The organism is Sorangium sp. So ce295, from assembly GCF_051527405.1.
In the GTDB taxonomy this organism is placed as follows: domain Bacteria; phylum Myxococcota_A; class Polyangia; order Polyangiales; family Polyangiaceae; genus Sorangium; species Sorangium cellulosum_B.
This window is the reverse complement of sequence record NZ_CP150324.1, coordinates 2,169,425-2,191,254: the sequence shown is the minus strand read 5'-3', so window position 1 is coordinate 2,191,254 and position 21,830 is coordinate 2,169,425. Positions and strand designations below refer to the sequence as shown.

Below are 21,830 nucleotides of genomic sequence, written 5' to 3'. Positions count from 1 at the left end.
CGACGATGGACCTGAGAGAGTCCCTGATCCCACATGGGGTCTCGGGTGATGAGGTCGCGCCATGCGAAAGGCGGAGATTGAGGCCCTGGTGCGCGCGCACCGGGGCCGTGCCCGTCCCGTCGCGTTCTTTCATGTGCTCCGTCAGCCGTCGCTGGAGCCAGACGATCATGCCTTCCTGTCCGAGCACATCGACGAGCTCGGGACATCCGATCTCCTGCGCTGGCGGGCGCGCTGCGAGAGCGGCTTCAGCGGGCCGGTGATCCGGCAGCTCGCGCGGCTCGCGATCCAGGATCCCGCGCACTTCCAGCACGAGGTGCTGGGCGTGCCGCGCCTCGTGCTCGACGAGGAGGAGTGGATCGAGCTGTCGGATCTCGTGCGCGGCAAGGTCCCGGCGGGGATCTACGAGCGCGTGCTCGAGCGTTGCCGGCGCGAGCCTGTCCAGTGGCCCTCGGAGTACGTCCTCGCGCCCAAGGTCCACAAGGGGCTGCCGCCGCTGCTCGACGGGGACGAGCTCGACGGCCTGAACGGGGAGCGCCCCGCGCTGCGCGATCTGCCGGTCCCGAAGATCCTCGCGGCGAGGCGGGCCGGGGCGCTGTCGCTCGACGACGACGCGCTGGCCGCGCTGGCGATGGAGCGCGCGCGCGGCTCGGACGAGGACTGGAGCGTCGATATCCTCCATTTTCCCCCGGCGCTCCGGGACGCGATCCTCGAGAAGGCGCGCCGGACGCCGCGGGGCGCGGAGCGGGCGAACCTGCTCGGCTGGCTCGAGGCGCACGGCGTGGCGCGAGCCGCGCTGATGGACATCGCGCTCGGCGCGATCCGGGCGGGGGACGACGCCTATACCGTGCTCTCCTGGCTCGCGCGCCAGCTGACGACGCGGGCGGCGTGGGACAGACACGGCCTGGAGACGCTCTCCACGCTGATGTCGGCGCGCGCCTTCTCGGAGATAGGCGAGCTCGTGACCCTCGCGTGGAGCGAGGCCAGCCACGGCGGCAAGGAGGTCTCCCGCGGCTTCCTCGAGGCGATCCAGGTCGCCTTCGCGCTGGTGCTGCTCGGGATGGCGCGGGAGGCGCTCGCGGCGGGCCGCGAGGCGGGCGCGACGGCGGCGCTGTCGGCGCTCGCGTGCCTCGACCCGCCGTCGCGGGTGAGCCGCGCCGTGCACGAGCTCCGGCGGGTCCCGGGCGCGAGCCCGGACGTGGTGGAGCTCATCGCCGTGAACGAGCGGCTGGTGAAGCACAGCGACGCGCGCGACGCCTCCCTGGAGGGCTTCGTGGCGGCCCTCCACGCGATCGCCGACGCGTCTTCGTGACCGCCGCCGGCCGCGCGTGACGTAGCGCCGGGGAGCAAGCAGCGCCGCGCGCCGTGCTGGGCGCGCAGCTCGCGGCGCGCGGGGCGCCCCCGGCGCGACGCAGGACGCCGGGACGCGTGGGGGGAGCGGCCAGCGCCTCGCCTCCCGGCGCGGGATCGACCACGGACGCCGCTTCCAGCGCGGGCACCGGTGGCCGCCTTCGTTTCCATTGCGCTGGACGACCGCAGCCATCGCTTCCAATGCGACGGCCTCCGGCCGATTTCAATTTCAATGCGGGGACCGGCCTTGCCTCCCCGTCGAACGTCGACTCTGGAGGAGCACGCCGATGGCGTTCATCAACTATGCGAGCCGGGAGATCTACTGCAAGATCGTCTATTACGGACCAGGCCTCTGCGGCAAGACGACGAACCTTCAATACGTGTACGACCGGACGGTGCCGGCCGCCAAGGGGCGGCTCATCTCGCTCAAGACCGAGAGCGATCGCACGCTGTTCTTCGACTTCCTTCCGCTCGATCTCGGGGGCCTGTCGGGCTTCCGGACGCGCCTTCAGCTCTACACGGTGCCGGGCCAGATCTTCTACAGGGCGAGCCGGAAGCTCATCCTGAAAGGGCTGGATGGCGTCGTGTTCGTGGCGGACTCCCAGCGCGCCCGGGTCGACGCGAACGTCGAGTCGATGGCCGATCTGTGGGACAACCTCGCCGAGGAGGGCCGCTCGCCCGGGCGGCTGCCGTTCGTCGTCCAGTACAACAAGCGGGATCTCGAGGGGATCGCCGACATCGCGGAGCTCCGGGAGCTCCTCAATCCGGGCGGAGCGCCCGAGTTCGAGGCCGCCGCGGCGAGCGGGCGCGGCGTGTTCGATACCCTGCGGGCGATCTCGAAGCTCGCGCTCAAGGAGGTGCAGCGCCGCCAGCGTTAGGGCCTCCGCGGGCGCCGATCGGTTGCGGCTGGCGCGCGACGGGCTCACCCTGCCGGAGGGAGGACACGCCATGACACAGAGACTCGCCTACCACGTCATGCCGGACCCCGACGGCTGGGGCTGGGTGGTCGCGGCCGAGGGATACGTCACCCGCTCGCTCCCGTACGGCACGGTGCAGGAAGCGATCGAGTCCACGGAGGACCTCGTCCGCCAGCACCCGGGGAGCACGCTCGTCGTCGACGAGCAGCCGCCGCGGCTCACGCCGATCGAGATAGAGCACCGGCTCGCGGCGTGACCGCGGCCAGACAGGTCGCCTCATCCAGGCGATGAACCGGGCCGTCGCGCTGCTCGCCGCCGCGGGGCTGCACCCGAGCCCGATCCCTTGAGCGAGCTCTGCCCAGCTTGAGCAAGCCCTCGCGCAACGCGCCGGCGGACGCCCGCAGGCCGCGCAGCGCTGGCCTCGATCTCCCGCCCTTTTCGCCGGTGCACCGCCCCCGAGGGGCCGGGCACATCGATTGCGATGAGCCCGGCACGCTCGCCCGAACGCCCCGCTCCGGGGACGGCTCGGGCAGGGCCAACTCGAGGGAACGACCATGAACAGGGTAGAGACGAAGTCGCTTTTTCTTGGTATCGCCGCCGTGCTGGCCGGGTGCAGGGCCGGCGCGATCGAGGAGCCCGCGGGCCCGGAGATCGCCGAGGCGCAAGAGGCGCTGTACGGAGACCTGAACACGAGCTCGTGCACGCTCGCGCAGCGCGACGTGCTCGTGGAGGCCCACCAGGCCGGCCGGCAGATCGCGATGACCAAGGAGTTCGACGCCTGCCTGCGGTACCGGATGATGGAGTGGTACAAGCCCTGTTACCAGGGCAGCGACGACCCGTTCGCGAACGAGCCGAGGAGCACCCAGCACACCAAGGTCCGCAACGTCATGCGCAGCGGCAACATGGCCGACGTGACCGCCACGTGCGCCGACCTGACCGACGCCCTCGGCCACGCGCAGTACGACGGGTACGGCGACTCCCATGAGCGGATGGAGATCGACAGGGGTTACCTCGACGGCGTCGCCGCCGCCGGGATGAGCGACTTCGAGCGCGCCGGCGTCGCGGGCGTCATCTGGCACGAGGCGATGCACCAGCAGGACTATCGCCATGACAGCTGCGGTTATCCTGAAGGCGAGTACGACCAAGGGCTCCACAGCGTCCCCCACATGGCCAATCGCTGCATGCTCTCGGCCGGCATCCTCGGCCGGGCGATCGTCTTCACGGAGGACAGCCGCGCCCAGGAGCTCGGGATCGGCCGCCATCGAGCGAGCTTCGGTCACCTCGGCGGCGTGGGCGACAACAGCATCACGCGCGTGCGCCTGCCGCCCGCGAGCCGGATGCGCTACTGCATCGACGAGGGCGTGAGCGGGACAGGCGGGAGCTGCGCGACGATCGAGAACCCGACCATCGAGTACGGGGCCGCGCACAACGTGCCTGCCGCCTACAGGAACGCGATCTCGTTCGTCGAGATCGAGCCGATGGTGCTGCTCTTCAGCCAGCAGGATTACCGGGGCAGCGCGTCGGCCTTCGGCTACGGGGAGCACCGCGCCAGCGCCGGGGGTTTTTCCGGGGTCGGCAACGACCAGACGCGCTCCCTCTACGTCCCGCCGGGCGCGCGCGTGCGCGTGTGCACGGACGAGGGCGGGACGAGCGGGCACGGCGTCGGGACCTGCCGTTTCTACGATGAGCCGACGCCCACGACCGTGCTCGCGGGCACCTCGTACGCGGAGGTCGTGCGCGTGGTGACGGCCTTCACCGAGAAGGACCTCTATGGCACCCGCGTGAGCTTCGGGGCCGGCCGCTGGGCCGGCGCGGCGCTCAACGCGATCGGCGACAACCGGATCGTGTCGCTCGTCGTGCCTCCGACCCTCACGGCGCGCGTATGCAGCGACGCCGGCAGCGGCAACACCGGCACGGGCGCGTGCCAGAGCCACACGCGCACCACGTTCGACCTCGGGGCCGGCCTGGCGAGCGCGGTGTCGTTCCTGGAGGTCACCCCTCCGCAGCTGGGCACATCGACGCTCAGCGTGGTCCGCGCGGCGGGCAGCGGCGCGGGCCGCGTGGTGAGCACGCCGCTGAACCTCGATTGCACCTCGAGCTGCTCTGCCGCGTTCCCGACGCGCAGCGAGGTGATGCTCCTGGCCTCGTCGACGGGGCACGACGTGGTGTTCACCGGGTGCGACAGCGTCCTGGGCAACGGCTGCTTCGTGACGATGTCGGCGGCGAAGACCGTGACCGTGAACTTCGTACGGAACAACTCGGATGCGTGTTACGACTCGTGCATGGATCTGTGCCGCGAGGACGGCCGGCTCACGCCGAGCCAGTGCGCGCAGTCGTGCAACGCCGAATGCCTGTAGCCTCGCTGGCAAGGTAGGTTTCGCGGATACCGCCTGCACCAGGCCCCCGCGGAACGATCACCACTTTTATCAAAAGAAGAGATTGAACAGGGAGGCGGGGAGACGGGGAGGTTCATGGGATTTTACTCCCCGTCTCCCCGCCTCCTGTGAATTTTTCCGAGATTGGAGAGGATGCTTCAGGTCGATGCCGCGAGCTCGACAGGCGCGCCGGTCCCGTCACTTCCGGTACTGCGCGAGGGTCAGGCCGGCGTCCTCGGTGCCGTCGGCCACCAGGCCCGCCATGACCCGGGCGCCGGTCTCGTTGAAATGGGTGCCGTCGACCGAGCCGTCCGCCCGGACGAGGAAGAAGTCCTCGCCCGCCGCCACGCACCCGATCGAGTTCAGGTGGGCGAGCGTCTTCGCGTTGAGATCGATGACGGCCACGTCCAGCTCGTCTCCGAGCTCGCGCATCGCCTGCGAATGGGCGGCCAGGCCGTTGCCGAATTCGTGGCTGTCCCCGGAGCACGATCGCCGCGGGGGCGGGGTGACCAGCACCGGCGTCGCGGCGCGCGCCTGCGCGCCCGTGATGTACTGCTCGAGGTACGATTTGAAGTCCGTCGCGGGGTCCAGGTAATAGGGAATGGTCTTGCCGTCGAGCTCGTACGTCGCGGTCTTGTTGCTGTCGTTCGTGCCGAACTGCACGAGGAAGTAGTCTCCGCTCCGGATGTCCTCGAGGACGTCGTCGAGGCGGCCCTCGTCGATGTACCGGCGCGCGGTCCGGCCGCCGATGGCCCGGTTGTCGACGCGCACCCGCTCGTCGAAGAACTCCCCCAGCATCTGGCCCCAGCCCGCCTGGTGAAGGGCGCTGTTCACGTAGGTCTGAACGGTCGAGTCGCCGGCGATGTACACCGTGACGTCCGGCAGCTCGGCGCTCCCGCCGCCGCCTTCCGAGCCGCCTGAAGCGCTCGTCGTCCCTCCGGCCGCGCCGCCGCCGCCACCGCCACCCTCTCCCGCGCCGCCCACCCCCGCGGCGCTGGAGCCGGAAGCGCTGCTCGCACCGCCAGCACCGCTGCTGGCGCTCGTGCTTGCGCCGGCGCTGGTGCTGCTGCCGCCGCCGCTGCCCGTGGTCTGCGCGGCGGGGTGATCGTCGGGGTCTCCCGAGCTGCAACCCCCAGACGCGAGGCCGATACCGGCGACGAAAGAATGAAGCACGATGGTCATGAAGATAGGCCGAATTCGCATGACGAGCTCCTGCAGGAAAACAGTGCACGACGAGCACGCGTCGGGTGCGTGCCCGGAGGGACGTACGTGGCCAGCGGGGGTGAAGAGAGCGCGACGCGATGACAAAGCACCGCGGATCACCCTCCGAGCTCGGCGAGGCGGCGGCGGGCGTGCTCGACGTACGGCGAGCCCGGGTGCTCCCGGAGCAGGCGCCGCCAGGTCTGCGCCTCGTCGCCGGCGCGCCCGAGCGCCCGCAGGGCGCGCCCGCGGCCGTAGAGCGCCTCGACCGCGAGCGGGCGCGGGCCGGCGACGCCGAGGTACCGGTCGAACTGCGCGAGCGCCGCGGCAGGCGAGCCGTTGTGGAGGAGCAGGCCGCCCAGCGACACGAGGGAGAGCGTGGCCTCGGGCCCGCGCCGGACGTCGTTGTCGGGCCGCACGGGCGCGCTCGCGAGCCGCACGGGCGCTCCTTCGCGCCGCCGCCGCGCCGGCGCTCCCTCGCACGGCAGGTCGATCACGGCCCCGCCGATCGCCGCGTTCGCGATGCGCGCGAGGAGCTCTGCGTCCCCGGGCTCCGCCGCGCCCGCGGCGTCGAAGTCCAGCGCGAGCACCCAGCTGATCCGGCACGACGCGCAGGCGCCGAGGTGGGCGTCGAGGGCGAGCCGGTCCGGCGCGGTCGCGACGCCGCGGCGCACCCGCGTGAGGAGCTCGCTCCGACAGCCGGCGGTCATGTCTCCCTCCCGCGGAAGAGCTCGGCCAGCTTCGCGTTGTTGGCGAGCGCGCGCCGCAGCGCCTCCTTGCCGAGCCGGAGCCGGCTCCACACCGTGTTCGGAGAGACGCGGGCGAGCGCCGCGATCTCGTCGACCGTGTAGCCGAGCACGAAATGGAGGGCCAGCGCCTCCGCCGTCGCCTCGGGCATCCTGTCGAGCACCTCGAGCACCATCTTACGCCGCCGGCTCGAGACCGCCTCGGCGAACGGCGACGCGCCGCTCTCGTCCGGGGCCACGTCGATCGGCGCGCCCGGCTCGTCGAAGCGCGCGCGCACGCTGAGGCGCCGGCGCGCGCCGAGCGCGGTCATCACGGCGATCCGGTTGGCGAAGTGGAGCACGGTGCACTCCGCGCGAAAGGACGGCAGCGCCTGGAGCAGCGCGAGCACGGCCTCCTGGGTCACGTCCTCGACGTCGGGGTGATGCGGGCCGAGCACCTTCCGCACGCTCCGCAACATGGCGCCGCCGAGCTCGGTGATGAGCGTGCGGATCGCCGCCGGATCGCGCCCCGCGGCGGCGCGCGCGAGCCCGAGCAGCTCGTCCGCCCGCGGAGGCGCTCCCTCCGGCGGCGCGTGGAGGTCCGTCACGGGCTTTCGCATTCTGGCGACGAGGGAGGAGTCCATGAGTCCCGATCAGGGCGCGCAGCGCGGAGCCCGGCGGCGGTGGCGCGACTAGGGACCTCCGGAGCGTGGCCAGCCGTCGGTGTCCCACGCCAGATCGGAGATCCGCAGCGTGGGGGCGCCGTTCGATTGCGCGTCGTAAGCGTGATAGATGTTGTAAGAGCGATCGCCGGCGAACAGCACGGCGTTGTGCCCGGGCCCTCGCCAGCGGGAGCCTCCTTCCACGATGATGCTGCCGCCGCCGGACATCATCGGAGCCCCCTTCTCGTCGACGTACGGGCCTGTGATGCTCGTCGAACGACCGACGGCGATCTTGTACGTGCTGTCCGTCCCACGGCAGCAGGCGTCGAACGAGACGAACAGGTAATAGAAGCCGCAGCGCCGGACGATGAAGGGCGCCTCGAGCGCGCCGCGGGCGTCAGGGCGAGCGGCGAGGGCGTGGAGCTCCTTGTCGGCCCGCTCCCCCGACGGGGCGAGCTTCACCATCTTGATACCGCCCCAGAAGCTCCCGAACACGAGCCACGGCGTCCCCGCCTCATCCATCGCGACGTTGGGATCGATCGCGTTCCAGTCGTCCCGCGCCCCGCCGTCGTTGGAGCAGATGGCGGCGCCGCGGTCCGTCCAGGGACCTGGCGAGTCGAGCGATGCCTTCGTCGCGTGCCCGATGCACGACCGGTTGCTGCCGAACGTGGAGGCGGAGTAGTAGAGATGGTAGGTGTCGCCGAAGCGCGAGATATCGGGCGCCCACAGGTCGCTCACGCCCGGGACCTTCTCTGCCAGCCAGGCGGGCTTCGCGTCGAACACCCGACCGGCGGCCTGCCATGCGGTGAGGTTCGACGAGGTCTTCATCGGGAGCCTGTCCCCCGTCTGGAACAGGTAGTAGCGGTCGCCGGCCTGGATGACGGCCGGGTCGTGGGTCCCCAGGTTCCCGGACAGGGTCAGCGCCTCTGGCGGGCTCGCCGGGTCGTAGAGGGCATCGGCGCACCTGTCCGCCGCCCCGCCCGCGCCGCCGCTCCCGCCAGCGCCGCCGCTGCCTCCGGCGCCTCCGCTGTCTCCGGCACCGCCGCTGCCGCCCGCGCCGCCGCTCCCGGTGGGGCCCCCGGCGCCCCCCACCCCGGCCGTCGCGCTCGGATGGCCTCCCGCGCCGCTGCTCGCCGTGGTGGCGGAAGCGGCAGTCGCGCCGCCGGCGCCGGCGGCGCCGCTGTCCTGGCCTCCTGAGCCGGAGCCCTGCGCCGAGGGCTCCGTGCTGCAGCCCGCGAGCGTCGCGACGACGCCGATCAGGAGGCTCAACGTGGGCGCGGATACCCGTCGTCGCCGCGACCGGCAAAGCGTGAGATGCATCGTGAACTCCTGAGGATCCACGGGCGGATCATCCGTCGAGGTGCTGGCCATGGGGGTCGGCTCGATGTCCTCCGGGACGAGTCGTCCCGCTCTTCCACGTGGGCCGGAGCGCCCACGATCCATCGTGGGTTGCTCGAGCTTCTCGTGGAGCGTCAAAAACCGTCTTCGAAGAAATTTTATACCGCGACGGCGATGTCACGAATCATCGTGCGACGCGCCGAGCTTCGTGGATGTCGGCCACCCCGCTCCGCGTCGATGCGAAGAACAGGACGGCCCCGTCTCCTCCGCCCTCGCGGCTCGACCGGAGCAGGCTCTGGCGGCCCTCGTCGAACACGCTGGATCGAGCCCCCGTCCCTGCCGGCGAGGGCGGGGCGCCTCACCCGACGCCGGCCCCGCTCGGCGGCGCGACGGCCGCGTCTCCCCCATCGGCCTGGAGCGGCACACGGGGGAACCACAGCGCCGCGATGAAGCCCGTGACGCCCATGGCCGCGATGATCCAGAACACCGTGGTCAGGCCGGCCGTGAGCGCCTCCCCGAGGTGCTGGAGGATCGACGGATCGAGGCCGCGCGCCCCCTCCGCCGTCAGGAGCCGGCTCGCGGCGTCCGCGGGGATCGACGGGTCCTTCGCGAGCTGGGCCGTCAGGACGCCGCCCATGATGCCCACCGCCACGACGCCGCCGAGCAGCCGGGAGAACATCGTGCTCGCGGTGGCGATCCCCCGCTGATCCCACGCGACGCTGCTCTGCACCGCGATGAGCAGCGCGACGTTGGAGAGCCCCATGCCCACGCCGAAGACCAGCGTCGTCGCGCGGAGCATCAGCGGCGTGTCGTGCGCCCCGCCGAGCGCGAGCGCGAGCCCCGCCGTCGCCGTGACGCCGAGGCCGATCCAGATGAGCGGGCGGAACCCGACCCGGGGAATGAGCCGCCCGCCGATGGCGCTCGCGACCGGCCAGCCGATGAGCATCGGCGCGATGGCGCTCCCGGCGTCCGTCGGGGTGCCGCGGAGCACGCCCTGCACGAAGAGCGGCACGAACGTGATCGTGCCCATCATCGCGCCGCCGAGGATCGCGCCGGCCACGTTGGAGATGAGCATCACCGGTCGCCGGAAGAGCGGCAGCGGGATCATCGGCTCGGGGGCGCGGCGCTCGACCGCGAAGAACGCGGCGAACAGCGCCGCCGACGCAACCGCCGCGAGCAGCGTCGTCTCCCCGCCGAGCCTCCCCGTGGCGAGCAGCAGCGCGACAACGCCGGCGGACAGGAGCGCCGCCCCGAGGAAATCGAGCTCGTGAGGCCGCTTTTCGATGCGCTCGTGGAACGACGTGGCCACGAGCGCGGCGGACGCAACGCCGAACGGGATGTTGATGTAGAAGACCCAGCGCCACGAGAAGTAGTGCACGATGAGCCCGCCCACCATCGGGCCGATGATGCCGAACAGCCCCCAGGCGGCCCCGAAGACGCCCTGGATCCGCGCGCGCTCCTTGAGATCGAAGATGTCGCCCGAGATGGTCATCGCCATCGGCTGCATCGCCCCGGCGCCGGCCCCCTGGAGGGCGCGGAAGGCGATGAGCTGCGGCATCGTCTGCGCCGCGCCGCTCGCGATCGAGCCGAGCAGGAAGACGGCGATGCCGAAGAGCATGATCGGCTTGCGGCCGTAGATGTCCGACAGCTTGCCGCAGATGGGCACCAGCACCGACGAGGTGAGCAGGTAGGCGGTGGTGACCCAGGCGTACTGGTGAATCCCGCCGAGATCGCCGATCACCGTGGGCATGGCGGTGGCGACGACGGTCGATTCGAGGGCGGCCATGGCGAGGGCCAGGATCAGCCCGGCGACGGTGAGGGCGCGGTGCGTCTTGCGTTCTGGAGCCATGCAGGTGGTGGATGTGGTGTGGACGAGCCGGCGCGGCAAGCGGGACGCCGCGCCGCGCGTCATCACCGTCGAGAAGACCGGTAAGGGCGGAGACAGTCGTCTGCGTCGCCATGGTCGAGCGCGAGACGAGAACAGGTGGGCATGCCGCCGCTCGCGCGGTCGGCGACCGCTGTCGGGGCAAGATGTGCGTCAACGTCTTGTGCAGAGAGCTCGTCGCATGACGAGCGCCGGGGGGTGGGTCCCGTAGAGCGGGCAGTGCGACCCGACAGGCTTCAACCGCGCTGATTCACGCGGCGAGCACCGACGACCGGGTCATCACCTGGCTCACGCCGTCCGTCTCGGGGTCGGCCACGGGGGCGCTCACGGGGTGCGCGAGGGCATAGCGCAAGAGCTCGTGTGTCCACGGCTCGAATATCGTGAACACCTCGTCCGCGAGCGCGATGTACCGCGCGCGCGTCTCGGCGTCGAGCGGGATGCGCGCGAGCTCGGCGTGGTCGGCGTTCACCGCGTGGCCCGACTCGCGCTCGAAATGGAACGAGCCGCAGTAGCGCAGCTGCGTGCCAAGGCGCTTCTCCAGGGCCTCCGCCAGGGGAAGCATCGCCCCGAAGAGCACGTTGCCGGTCTCTTCGATCGCTTCGATGATGACGAGCCGCTCGAGGCCCGTCGTGCCCTTGATGAGCGCGGTGAGCCGCGCGGTGAGGATCCGATTCTGTATCGTCTCCTCACCCCAGAGGAAGTTCAGCAGGTCCGTGCTCCGGCCCTCGACGTCGTGGCCGAGCTTGGACAGATCCTCCAGGTACCACGGCCAGTGATGGTCGTCCTCGCGCGTGTGGGCGTTGACCATCTCTTGGTATTTGTCCGCGGCGTGCTCCTCCCGTAATACGAATTTGTTCAGATCACCGAAGCTCAGGATGAAGTACGCCATGCATGGATAGAACGCGAGCCGCTCGCTCGGATCGAGCAGTTCGTTACGCATGTGCTCGAACAGGGGTAGACGAGCGTATGCCTGCTTCTTCTCGAAGATGTGCCGCAAGACCTGCCGCATGAGCGATCTCCTTTTCGGCTGTGGGTGTCAGTTGGTTGAACAATCCCTCTGTTTGCGTGAACCAAGCGCCGTGAGTGCCTGAGGCCTCAAGACAAGATCACGGCGCACCGAGCATGGACGTTGCTGCTGGACCTCACCTCGGTTGAAATCCTGCGCCCCCTCGCGCTGCATTCCGAGCGCGATTACTGGAATTTTCCACGAACCACCTCAGACGTTTCTGCAACGCTGTGGGGTGCGTCCAGCCGGTGCATCCACTGTAGCGCACGCCCGGTGTAAGTTGCACCCACAATCTTGGGGTCACCATTCAAATTTGAAACGGCGGCCGGTGGGCGAACCGGCGCTGGGGTGCGATACGGCTTGCGACGTTCGCGATTGGCTGACGATTGATCCTGCGGGACGCCCGAGAATACGTGGCGACTCAATGGACCGAATGTGGAAGCAGGCCGCGGTCATTGCCCCGTCCCATGTCTCCCCCGCCTTCCCATGGGGCGCATGTCGCGGCTCCCCGTGTTCTGGTGGGATGCTGGTTGGTCCCACACGCGCGTACCTGAACGATGACGAGCCGGTCACGATGGCGCGCCGGTATCGACGGCGCGGACCGAGGACGGCCGCTGCGAAGGTTCAGCCAAACAGCTTGAATGCCGGCGGTCGAGGCCTGTAACTTGCCGGCTGTGCCGTGAAAGACCAACTCGACTCAGCTCTGATGGTGGAACCCGAGAGCCGCGCGGTCCCGAAGAGCGCGCCCATGCGGGCGGAGATCGTGCGGCTGGTCCGTGAGAAGCGCTACGAGGAGGCGCTGGCGGTGCTGTACCGGGCGCGCGCGGAGTCGCCCGGCGATCGCGAGCTGCAGGCGAGCATCGAGCGGATCAAAGAGTTCCTCGCCGGCGCCTACGCCAAGCGGCTCGGCGGCCTCGATCAGGTGGCGGGGCCCATCCCGGTGTCGGCAGGTCGCTCGCCCGACGCGCTCCTGGTGGCGCGGTACATCGACGGCTCGTCGACGTTCGACGACATCATTCAAATGTGCCCGCTCGGGCGGCTCCGCACGCTGCAGGTGCTGGTCGGCCTCTACACGGGCAGGGAGATGGCGTCGCCGTTCAGCGACCGGCCGTCGATCTCCTTCCGGCCGCCGCTGGACACGCTGCCGTCCGAGGCCGGCGCCGATCCGGGGCCGCCGACCATGCCGGAGCGCGGTCTGGAGCGGCGACCGCCGGGCGCTCCCCCCGCGAGCGCGCCAGCTCCCCCCGCGAGCGCGCCGTTCACGCCACGGGTATACGAAACCGAGGAGGATCGGCTCTACCGCGAGGCGTTCGCCCGCGGCACCGCCGCGTTCGTGCAGCGCCGCTACGACGCTGCCATCGAGGCGTTCGAGGCGTGCGCGCGCATGCGCCCGGGCGATACGGCGTCGTCGGTCATGCTGCGCCGAGTGCGGCGCGACACCGGAGGCTGATGGCCATCGTCGTGGTCGCTGTTCCCGATCTGCGCGAGCGCATGCGGTGCATCCGCGTCATCGCCGGGCAGGCGCCGGTGAGCGCCCTCGGCGCCGCGACCTGGGAGGAGCTCGATCAAGCCCTCGACGGCGTGCAGAGCGCGGAGCTCATCATCTATGCGCCGTCGCTCCCGGGTGGGCCGGAGGACGCCGTCGCGCAGCTCCTCCGCCGCACGGCGCGGCTGGTGCTCGCCGTCAACGATGGCGTGGAGGTCCCGGGAGCGGCGAGCACCACGCGGGTGACGTGGCCCATCGCCGAGGAGACGCTCATCCTCTTGGCGCACGCCGCGGGCGCCCAGTCGGCGCCGATCGGGATGAACTTCGTGCCCGTCGACTTCTTGCAGATGATCTGCATGTCCGGCGAGTCGCACGTCCTCGTGGTCAGCAACGCCAGCGCCGACGTGGGTCTGATCGAGGTGCGGCGCGGCCAGGTGTGGACGGCGTTCGACGGTCTCGGCGTGGGCGAGGAGGCGTTCGCGCGGCTCATCCGCCCCGAGATGCGTGTGCGCGTCACCCCCGCCGTCGGCTCGACGAAGGAGCGCACCATCTTCAAGGATCTGGCGGAGCTGTTGCTCGACTCGCTGCGCCGGATCGACGAGGGCAGCGTGGAGGTGCCGCCGCCGATCTCGTCGAGGCGGATCGAGATCGCGCTCATCTCGCCGGAGCAGCGCGCGGCCCGCATCAAGCAGCTCAACGCCGACGCGCGGCGCCTCTTGATGGAACGCAGCTACAGCGAGGCGGCCTGCGTCCTCATCGACCTCTCGACGCTCGACCCCGCATCCAGCCTCGTGCGCGCTAACCTGGAACAGCTACGCAAGCTCGGATACCCAAGATGACCCGATCCATCGCATTCGCCAGCCTCAAGGGCGGAGTCGGAAAGACCACCGTGGCGCTCAACTGCGCCTTCGCCTTCGCGCGCCGAGGCGCGCGGACCCTGCTCGTCGACACGGATCTGCAGGGCGCCATCGGCATGTCGCTCGACGGCGTCAGCGACCGGCCCGGCCTCGCCGCGAACCTCGCGCGAGGCGGCCCCCCGCTCGAGGGTCTGGTGAAGACCCGGCTCCCGGAGCTCTGCCTCTTGCCCATGGGCCCCGTCGACGCGCTCGATGAGGATCGCTTCGCCATCAACGCGCGCGAGGCCAACATCGTGGGGCGCATCCTGGAGCACAGCCAGCGCGACTTCGACCTCGTCCTCTTCGACACGCCGGCCGGGCTCGGCGGGATGTCGCGCATCGCGCTGGAAGAGGTGGACAGCGTCATCGCCGTCGCGCAGTGCGAGCCGCTCGCGCTGCGGGCCATGCCCCGGCTGCTCGAGCTCCTGGCGCGGCTCCGCGACATCGGCTCCGCCTGCTCCCTGCTCGGCGTGGTCGGCACCATGAGCTCGTTCCGCGATCCGGTGCTCTTGGCCTCGCTGGAGGAGCTGTGGTCCCTCTACCGCGATCAGGTCTTCGACACCGCGGTCCCGCGCGACAGCACGTTCCTCCAGGCGAGCCGCGCGGGCGTGCCGCTCGGCCTGCTCAGCCGCCGCCCTCCGGCGGTCTCCGCGGTGTTCGACAAGCTGGTGGCCGAGATCGAGGAGCGTCTGGGCTCCAACGCAGGAGGCGAGGATGACGGTCCGATCCGTCTCGTGGACTGACGCGCAGCGGGTGACCTCGCTCCTCGCGCGGGTGACCACGACGCGGTCGCGGGAGCCCGCGACGCTCGTGACCGCCATGGGGGCAGGGCGCGCCGGCGCGCCGGGGAAGGCGGCGCCCGTGCCGGCGAAGGCCGCGCCCAAGGAGGTGAAGCAGGTGAAGGAGGTGCCGCGCCTCGTTCAGACCTCCGACAACCCGGCCGATCGGCTCGACACGCTCGTCGCCTGGACGCTCGATCACCATCCGTGCGTGGGCGCCTTCGTGGCCGACGACAACGGCCTCACGCTGGCGGCGCACGGCATCTCCGAGGCGCACGTGTCCCTCGTGGGGCCGCTGCTCTCGGCGCTGGTCGGCGTCCGCTCCATCCCCGGCGTCGACGCCACGGCGGGCGCGCTCTGGCTGGGCGCGCAGATGATGTCCTGGGTCGAGGCGCGCACGGCGCGCGGCGGCTTCTGCCTCGGCACCGTGGGCGACGAGGCTCTCTCCACGCGGTCGTTCGAGCAGCTGAAGGAGGCGCTCGCGACGACCTTGCGCGGGCTGTAGTACATCCGGGTTTTCAATGCGGGCGCGCGCGCCCAGGAGCGACGGAAGCACGATGATCGATACCAAAGTCCTCGAGGCCGCAGTCCATGATCTCCGCAACATCCTCCGCGACGGGCTGCTGGCCACCGACATCTGGGAACGTTCGGCGGGCCTGTCGCTCGCGGGCTTCAACCAGCAACCGGTGGCGGTGGCCCTCTTCACGCGCATCACCGAGGAGCTGGACAGCTCGCTGCGCGACTCGAACTTCCCTCCGCTGGGGCGGTATTACCTGCTCGACATGGCGGGCAACCACACCGTGGTGGTGGTCAACCACGGGAAGCTGCTCCAGGGCATGCTGGTGGACAACAAGCGGGCGAACCTGGGGATCCTCATCTCCGTCGCCATCCCGCGCATGATCGAGACCATTGCGCACGCGAGCGAGCGCTGAGCTGCTCGGCACCCCTCACCCGCCTCGGCGCCGCTGCCTGGAAGAGCGACGCTCTATCAACAACTTATTCAAAGGGACCTCCTTCACGCCACGGCGAGCTGCGTCGCCCGCCGCGCCGTGGACGTGGTGTGGATGAGCCGACGCGGCAATCGTGATGGGCGCGGCTCACGAGGCCCGCGGCGCGCGCGCAGATCGTCGAGAACGCGCCAGTGCGTCGTGACCCTCCGCCCCGCCAAGAGCCCGGCCTCGCCCAGCACGAACGCGCCGGATCGTTACGGCATCGAAATCGCGTCGGTGCCCGGGACGGGCTGGAGCTCGATCTCGGCAAAGCGGCGATGGGTGAAGTTGAGCCGGATACGGAAGGGCGAGGTGGAGAGCACGGTGGCCTTGGCGCCGCACACCTCCTCGCCCACCCCGATGGACGTCTGCGTGAGGCCGCCGGACAGGGCCCCGTCGTCGCTGATGCACGAGGTCTGGTTGATGCCACTCTTCCGGGACCAGAGGAAGACGCCGAAGCCCTTCTCCTGACCCTCGGGCGGGGGGTACGCCTCGTCGACGTACTCGAACATCCCCACGTGCAGTTGGGCGCCGTAGAAGCCGGTGATGCTACCGTCCCGCTCGAGGAGCCCGGCGGGGCCGCACACGCCGTAATCGAGCTCGTTCGTGCTCCGTCTGTACACGACCGTGCCCACGTCGAGCCCTTCGCAACCGGCGCCGGAGCCCGTCAGCTCCACCGCACCTGAAGGCGTGCCCGTCACGTCGACGAAGCCATCGAGCGGGGTGGGCGCAGGCGGCGTCGGCGCCGGATCGCCCGCACAGAGCGGGACCATGGTGGGGATCGCGGCCCGGGTCGGCCCCGGCTCGGGCAACGTATCACCCCAGCACCAGAGACGGTCGTTCTCCATCACCGCGCACGGCGTGATCCCGAGGGTTACCCGCTTCGCCTTGCCGGCCCAGAGATCCACGTCGACGAAGGCCGTACGGTCGATGTACGCGCCGTTGCCCAGCTCCCCCTGGTCGCCCCTTCCCTGGCACCGAATGCCGCCCTCGAGCGTGACGTAGCACTGGTTGAAACTTGCCTGCGCGACATCCGCGGCAGAGACGTCCGGCACCAGCACCGGAGCCCCCAGGCAAGCGCCGCCCCCGGCGCGCTCGGCGATCCCACAATAGACCGCGCCTGATCCCGTCACCGCGCAGCCCCATCGCAGCGAGATGACACCCTCGCCTCCGAAATCCAGCTGCACCGGGTCACAGGACGCCTCGCGCGGCGTCACGCAGTGGACGGCGCCCGCCTCGTCGAGACCGCACACCGCCGGGTGGTCCGCGATGATTTCCGTGATCCTCGCGCCGTCACCGAGCGCAAAGGACTCCCACGCGACGAGCTGATCGTTCCAGCAGGACACATCGTTGTCATCGCGCAGCACGCAGAAGAAGCTCTCGTCGCTGATCGCGACGTCCCGGATGCCAGCGGGCGTGTCCGGGAACCGGACGGGCTCTCGCTCGGTGCCGGCGACGGCACGCGCATCACGGATGGGGGCGGGCCCTCTATCTGCTCCCCAGTAAAAGAGCTCACCGGCCTGGTTCACCGCCAGGGTCGCGCCGCCTGGAGCGACGTCGAGCGTGAGCACACCGCCCGGCACCGTGACCTGGGCGAGCCCATCTCCATCTGCCCTGTCGTTGGCAATGCAGCTCTCGACGCCCCAGCACCACAACGTGCCGTCTTGCTTGATCACGCAGGTGCAGAGACCTGGGAATATTTCACTCACCTTGCAGGCCGAGCCCTCATCGCCGGTGCCGCCCGTGCCGGATGAGCTACCGCCCTCTCCGCCGCTGCCCCCCGAACCGCCCATTCCGCCGCTGCCGCCGCTCGTCGCGGTGCCCGTTCCCCCGGAGCCCTCCGACGGGTCGCCGCCGGAGCAACCGAGCAGATACCCCAAAGTTGCCATCATCGAGAACCTGACCCACCGGATCCGCAGAGTCTGCCGCATGGTCCATCCGTTCTCACGCGAGACGCCACGCCGTCAACGCGAGCAGCGCCGCAGCAAGGATCGGACGCGCCGGGGAGGTTAAACGATGCTGGGTGTGGCGTCAGCGCGAAGGCTCGTCGAGCAATCCGCGGACGCGCCCCTCGACCGCCGCGAACTCGGGGGTGGCAGGCTCCAGCTTGCCTCCGAGGTGCACGTGCCGCACGAGCCCCGCCCGATCGAGGAGGAAGCTGACGCTCGTGTATTGTCGATTCGGATGGCCATCCATCCACCAGCGCTTGAGCGTGCGCCAGTCCGGATCGATCGCGACCGGAAAGGTGTATTTGAAGTGCGCCAGGTAGCCTCTGACCGCCTCGGGATCGAGGGGCTCGGGATCCTTGTGGTGGTACATCCCGACGACGACGAGCCCTCGTTCACGATAACGCTCGTCCAGCGCCTTGAGCGCCGGAGCCGTGGCGCTGCAGAACGGGCAGCTCGGCGACATGAACCACCGGACCAGCACGACCTTGCCTCGAAGGGCCGCCGGCGTGAGCGGCGGCGAGTTGTACCAGGGCCCCACGTCCCACGCAGGCGGCGGCGCCCCGATGACGCCCGACACATCGTGGTCGAAACCCGGGTCGCCGCTCGACAGGAGAGCGGCGCTTTCCGGAGGCGGCTCAGGCGCGGCGGGCGCCGCCGGCAGGGCCGCGGGCGCAGGCTCCGGGGAGGCACACGCGAGGGCGAGCGCGGCGAGGGGCAGCGAAAACAAGCGAGCGAGCATGGCGATGTCCCCGCGCGAGACGATCGCAGGCCCGTACATGCGAGTCAATCGTGGCCGGCCGGCGTCCCGCCTCCGCGCTGGCACGCCATGTCCGTGAGCCGAGCTCGTCCGTGTCGCCGGTCGCTCGCGTGGGCTCGCGCCGGAGCGGCAGCCAGCGCCGCGCACATCTACCGATCGGCGACAGCGTCGTCATAACGACCCAATCCACCGTTTACCGCCGGCTCGCGCTTCCGCCGCCGAGCGAACGGCGTCGAGCGGATCACGGAGCGAGAAAGCAGCATGTCCGGAAAGGAAGCCTGCTCGAAGGAAGGTAGGCTGATATCGACGCTCCAGCGCTTGCTCGAGCTGCCGGCGGCCGACCTGAGGCAGTCGCTCAACCAGGCGAGTGACCTCCTCGCCGGCGCGCTCTGCGCCGACAAGATCGACATCTTCCTCTTCGACCCCAGCAGGAACACGCTGCGTGCCCTGGGGACGAGCAAGACGCCCATGGGCCGGCTGCAGCGATCGCTCGGGCTCGACATCCACCCGGTCGCGAACGGCGGGTCGATCGCCCGTGTCTTCACGACCGGCGATCCCCACATCACCGGGCACTCGGAGCAGGAGCCCGGCGAGCTGCCCGGCCTGGTCCACGAGCTCGGCGTGCGGTCGCACATCGCGGTCCGGCTCGTCGTCGACGGCGAGCGGCGCGGCGTCGTCTCTGCTCACTCCGCCGCGCCGGATTTCTTCTCCGACGAGGATCTCCGCTTCCTCGGCGCGGTCGCGCACTGGATCGGCGCCCTGACGCACCGGGCGGAGCTCGTCGAGCAGGTCACCTCCGCCGCGCTCGCGCAAGGCAGGCGCCGGGCCGCGGAGGAGCTCATCACCGTGCTGGCGCACGATCTGCGAAACCACCTGACCCCGCTCATGGGCCGCCTTGGTCTGCTCCACCGGCGCGCGGAGCTCGACGGCCGGGTCGACGACGTGCGCGACGCCGACCGGGCGACCGAGTCGGTCGCCCGGCTCGGCCAGCTCATCTCGGACCTGCTCGACGTGGGGCGCATCGAGCAGGGCCTCTTCGAGATCGCGCCTGCGCCGATGGACCTGGTCTCGCTGGCGCGGGACATCGCCGTTGCGCTCGGGACACCCAGCGTCGAGATCCGCGTCGAGGGCCCGCGGGAGCTCGTCGTCGTGGCGGACAGGGATCGCCTCCGCCAGGCCCTGGAGAACCTCGTCAGCAACGCGATCAAGCACTCGCCTCCGGGAAAGGGGGTCCTCATCACGCTCACCAGCGAGCTGATAGAGGGGACGGAGCACGCCCACGTCGACGTCGTCGACCGCGGATCCGGCGTGCCGCCGGAGATCCTTCCCCGCATCTTCGACCGCTTCGTCACGGACGGCTATGCGTCCGGGATGGGCCTCGGGCTGTACCTGGCGAGCAGGATCGCCGCCGCCCACGGGGCCACGTTGGCCGTGAGCTCCTCTCCTGGAAACGGCGCGACGTTCCGACTGAGCTTGCCCGCGAGCGGACCGCCCGCTCGCGGGGACGACCTGTGATCCCGCTGCGGTAGCGGCGCAAACGCCCCCCGCGCCTGCGAGCGCGGCGCTCCGGCCGCGGTGGCGGGCGCCGCCGGCTCGGCTACACCGCGCGGATGCTCCGCCGGCTCCGCGAATGGCTCGACCGCGCGCTCTCGCCCCGCGCGCCCGCGCCCCCCGATCTCGCGGGGCTCGACGCGCCCGGGGCCGGGCCCCCCGACGGAGCGCCCGAGCCGCCCGGCGGCGACGACGTCGTGGTCATGCCGATCGAGGACGCGATCGACCTGCACACGTTCGCCCCGCGCGACGTCGCCTCCGTGGTCGAGGAGTACCTGCACGAGGCGCAGCTGCGCGGGTTCCGCGAGGTGCGCATCATCCACGGCCGCGGCAAGGGCGTGCAGCGCCGCGTCGTCCGGGCCGTCCTCTCGCGCCACCCGGCCGTGGACGGCTTCCGCGACGCCCCGGCCTCCCGCGGCGGGTGGGGGGCCACCGTCGTGTGGCTCAAGCCGGCGGGCGGCGACCTCTCGCCCTGAGCCGCCGGCAGGGCCGCCTCTGGACGAGCACAGGCCCACGCGTAAGATGGCGCGCATGCCGCGCCCCCCCGCCACGCCCGACGACCCCGGCCCGCCGAGCCTCGCGGCCTCCACGGAGCCCCGCATGGCGAAGGGCGAGGTGCTCGCGGTGCCCCGGATCGAGCTGTGCGTCGAGCGCGAGGCGGGCAAGCCCGCGAGCCGGGTCATGGTGCTCGACGGCGATTTCATCCGCATCGGCTCCCACCCGAGCAACGACCTGGTGCTCGCCGACCGCGCCGTCTCCCGCTTCCACTGCATCCTCGAGCGCGTGAAGTCCACGTTCCGGCTGACGGACGTCGGCTCGCTCAACGGGACGACCATCGCCGGCGTCCGCGTGCGGGACGCCGACGCCATCCTGCCGGAGTGCCGCATCGAGCTCGGCGAGTCGGTCGTGCGCATCCGCGACGCCGACGCCGTCGCCGAGACCGAGCTCGCGCGCGCGGTCAGCTTCGGGGCGCTCCAGGGCGTGTCGGTCCCCATGCGGCGCCTCTTCCCCGTCCTCGATCGCGTGGCGAAGAGCGCGCCCGACGTGCTGATCGAGGGCGAGAACGGCACGGGCAAGGAGGTCATCGCCACCGAGCTCGTCCAGCGCGGCGCCCGCGCCGACAAGCCGCTCGTCATCGTCGACTGCGGCGCCATCTCGCCGAGCCTCATCGAGAGCGAGCTGTTCGGCCACGTGCGCGGCTCCTTCACGGGCGCCACGCGCGACCGCGCCGGCGCCTTCGAGGAGGCCGACGGCGGCACCGTCTTCCTCGACGAGATCGGCGAGCTGCCGCTGGAGATGCAGCCGAAGCTCCTCCGCGCCCTCGCCTCGCGCGAGGTGCGCAGGCTCGGCGAGAGCCGGGTGCGCAAGGTCGATATCCGGGTGATCGCCGCCACGAACCGGCGCCTGGAGCGCGAGGTGAACAGCGGCAGGTTCCGCGAGGACCTCTATTACCGCCTCTCGGTGCTCACCGTGCGCGTCCCGCCGCTGCGGGAGCGCAAGGAGGACATCGGCCTCCTCGTCCACTGCTTCCTGAACGAGCTCGGCGCCGTCGACAAGGTGCACCTCTTCTCCCCCGAGGTCATCGAGGACATGAAGCGTTACGACTGGCCCGGCAACGTGCGAGAGCTGAGGAACTACGTCGAGCGCCGCGTCGTGCTCGGCGAGGGCGCCGCCATGGGGGCGGCGCCGCCCGAGCGCAGCCCCGCGCCGCCGGGCGCCGCGCCGCCGGGCGCCGGGCCCGAGGAGCCCGCCGCGAACATCGAGATGCCCTTCAAGGAGGCGAAGGACGCGATCATCGACCAGTTCGAGCGGCGCTACCTCGCCGCCCTGCTGGAGTGGTCGAACGGCAACGTGAGCCGCGCCGCGCGCAAAGCAGGGCTCGACCGGATGTACCTCCACCGCCTCCTCCAGCGCCACGGGCTGCGCCGCGCCGCCGCCCTCGACTGAGCGAGCCGGGCATGCCGGGTC

The 21,830-nt window shown here is 71.0% G+C and carries 20 protein-coding genes; 12 read left to right on the top strand and 8 right to left on the bottom strand.

Annotated elements, in window-relative coordinates; translation table 11 throughout:
* Nucleotides 1-61 precede the first annotated feature (61 nt).
* The 4 genes from WMF11_RS08415 (at nucleotide 62) to WMF11_RS08400 (ending at nucleotide 4,621) form a co-directional block, all read left to right on the top strand.
* Nucleotides 62-1,309, top strand: a complete 1,248-nt coding sequence (locus WMF11_RS08415; protein WP_437977085.1) for a hypothetical protein — start codon at nucleotides 62-64, stop codon at nucleotides 1,307-1,309.
* A gap of 325 nt (nucleotides 1,310-1,634) precedes the next feature.
* On the top strand, nucleotides 1,635-2,225 hold the full coding sequence (locus tag WMF11_RS08410) for a GTP-binding protein (protein WP_437907916.1): 591 nt from the start codon (nucleotides 1,635-1,637) through the stop codon (nucleotides 2,223-2,225).
* 70 nt (nucleotides 2,226-2,295) lie between these two features.
* Entirely contained in the window at nucleotides 2,296-2,520 is a 225-nt protein-coding gene (locus tag WMF11_RS08405) for a DUF2188 domain-containing protein (RefSeq protein ID WP_437716428.1), read from the top strand.
* A gap of 298 nt (nucleotides 2,521-2,818) precedes the next feature.
* The gene (locus WMF11_RS08400; RefSeq protein ID WP_437977084.1) at nucleotides 2,819-4,621 is read left to right on the top strand and encodes a hypothetical protein; all 1,803 of its coding nucleotides are present in this window, start codon (nucleotides 2,819-2,821) and stop codon (nucleotides 4,619-4,621) included.
* Nucleotides 4,622-4,837: 216 nt separating this feature from the next.
* Here the strand turns inward: WMF11_RS08400 and WMF11_RS08395 are convergent, their stop codons facing one another.
* The 6 genes from WMF11_RS08395 to WMF11_RS08370 form a co-directional block, all read right to left on the bottom strand.
* Nucleotides 4,838-5,842 carry a rhamnogalacturonan acetylesterase gene (locus tag WMF11_RS08395; protein ID WP_437977083.1) on the bottom strand — a complete coding sequence of 335 codons (1,005 nt, stop codon included), beginning with the start codon at nucleotides 5,840-5,842 and terminating at the stop codon, nucleotides 4,838-4,840.
* A 116-nt stretch (nucleotides 5,843-5,958) separates the two neighbouring features.
* On the bottom strand, nucleotides 5,959-6,549 hold the full coding sequence (locus tag WMF11_RS08390; protein ID WP_437977082.1) for a tetratricopeptide repeat protein: 591 nt from the start codon (nucleotides 6,547-6,549) through the stop codon (nucleotides 5,959-5,961).
* Nucleotides 6,546-7,184: an RNA polymerase sigma factor gene (locus tag WMF11_RS08385; protein WP_437977081.1), complete on the bottom strand. Its 639-nt coding sequence runs from the start codon at nucleotides 7,182-7,184 to the stop codon at nucleotides 6,546-6,548. Before WMF11_RS08385 ends, WMF11_RS08390 begins: the two co-directional genes overlap by 4 nt.
* Nucleotides 7,185-7,256: 72 nt before the next feature.
* Complete coding sequence (locus WMF11_RS08380) at nucleotides 7,257-8,495, bottom strand: arabinan endo-1,5-alpha-L-arabinosidase (RefSeq protein ID WP_437977080.1); 1,239 nt, start codon at nucleotides 8,493-8,495, stop codon at nucleotides 7,257-7,259.
* A gap of 427 nt (nucleotides 8,496-8,922) precedes the next feature.
* Entirely contained in the window at nucleotides 8,923-10,413 is a 1,491-nt protein-coding gene (locus tag WMF11_RS08375; protein WP_437977079.1) for an MDR family MFS transporter, read from the bottom strand.
* Between the two features lie 286 nt (nucleotides 10,414-10,699).
* A complete protein-coding gene (locus tag WMF11_RS08370; RefSeq protein ID WP_437977078.1) occupies nucleotides 10,700-11,458 on the bottom strand; it encodes a hypothetical protein in 759 nt (252 codons plus the stop codon).
* Between the two features lie 703 nt (nucleotides 11,459-12,161).
* On the opposite strand from WMF11_RS08370, the gene WMF11_RS08365 reads away from it, so the two are divergent.
* From WMF11_RS08365 to WMF11_RS08345, 5 genes are read left to right on the top strand one after another with little or no spacing between them, the layout of a single operon-like run.
* Complete coding sequence (locus WMF11_RS08365; RefSeq protein ID WP_437550771.1) at nucleotides 12,162-12,905, top strand: TRP-like protein; 744 nt, start codon at nucleotides 12,162-12,164, stop codon at nucleotides 12,903-12,905.
* The gene (locus WMF11_RS08360) at nucleotides 12,905-13,780 is read left to right on the top strand and encodes a DUF4388 domain-containing protein (protein WP_437977077.1); all 876 of its coding nucleotides are present in this window, start codon (nucleotides 12,905-12,907) and stop codon (nucleotides 13,778-13,780) included. Before WMF11_RS08365 ends, WMF11_RS08360 begins: the two co-directional genes overlap by 1 nt.
* On the top strand, nucleotides 13,777-14,580 hold the full coding sequence (locus WMF11_RS08355) for a ParA family protein (RefSeq protein ID WP_437550767.1): 804 nt from the start codon (nucleotides 13,777-13,779) through the stop codon (nucleotides 14,578-14,580). The genes WMF11_RS08360 and WMF11_RS08355 overlap by 4 nt, the downstream gene beginning before the upstream one ends.
* Nucleotides 14,552-15,121: a hypothetical protein gene (locus WMF11_RS08350; RefSeq protein ID WP_437977076.1), complete on the top strand. Its 570-nt coding sequence runs from the start codon at nucleotides 14,552-14,554 to the stop codon at nucleotides 15,119-15,121. The genes WMF11_RS08355 and WMF11_RS08350 overlap by 29 nt, the downstream gene beginning before the upstream one ends.
* Before the next feature lie 52 nt (nucleotides 15,122-15,173).
* Nucleotides 15,174-15,548, top strand: coding sequence for a hypothetical protein (locus WMF11_RS08345; protein WP_437977075.1), 375 nt, complete (start codon nucleotides 15,174-15,176; stop codon nucleotides 15,546-15,548).
* Between the two features lie 272 nt (nucleotides 15,549-15,820).
* Here WMF11_RS08345 and WMF11_RS08340 read toward each other — a convergent pair whose 3' ends face one another.
* Nucleotides 15,821-17,497: a hypothetical protein gene (locus WMF11_RS08340; protein ID WP_437977074.1), complete on the bottom strand. Its 1,677-nt coding sequence runs from the start codon at nucleotides 17,495-17,497 to the stop codon at nucleotides 15,821-15,823.
* 139 nt (nucleotides 17,498-17,636) lie between these two features.
* Nucleotides 17,637-18,293, bottom strand: coding sequence for a TlpA disulfide reductase family protein (locus WMF11_RS08335; protein ID WP_437977073.1), 657 nt, complete (start codon nucleotides 18,291-18,293; stop codon nucleotides 17,637-17,639).
* 279 nt (nucleotides 18,294-18,572) lie between these two features.
* On the opposite strand from WMF11_RS08335, the gene WMF11_RS08330 reads away from it, so the two are divergent.
* The 3 genes from WMF11_RS08330 (at nucleotide 18,573) to WMF11_RS08320 (ending at nucleotide 21,809) form a co-directional block, all read left to right on the top strand.
* On the top strand, nucleotides 18,573-19,826 hold the full coding sequence (locus WMF11_RS08330) for a GAF domain-containing sensor histidine kinase (protein ID WP_437977072.1): 1,254 nt from the start codon (nucleotides 18,573-18,575) through the stop codon (nucleotides 19,824-19,826).
* A 95-nt stretch (nucleotides 19,827-19,921) separates the two neighbouring features.
* On the top strand, nucleotides 19,922-20,338 hold the full coding sequence (locus WMF11_RS08325; RefSeq protein WP_437550758.1) for a Smr/MutS family protein: 417 nt from the start codon (nucleotides 19,922-19,924) through the stop codon (nucleotides 20,336-20,338).
* Nucleotides 20,339-20,393: 55 nt separating this feature from the next.
* Nucleotides 20,394-21,809 (top strand): sigma 54-interacting transcriptional regulator, encoded by a 1,416-nt coding sequence (locus tag WMF11_RS08320; RefSeq protein ID WP_437977071.1) that lies wholly within the window; start codon nucleotides 20,394-20,396, stop codon nucleotides 21,807-21,809.
* The last annotated feature ends 21 nt before the right edge of the window (nucleotides 21,810-21,830 follow it).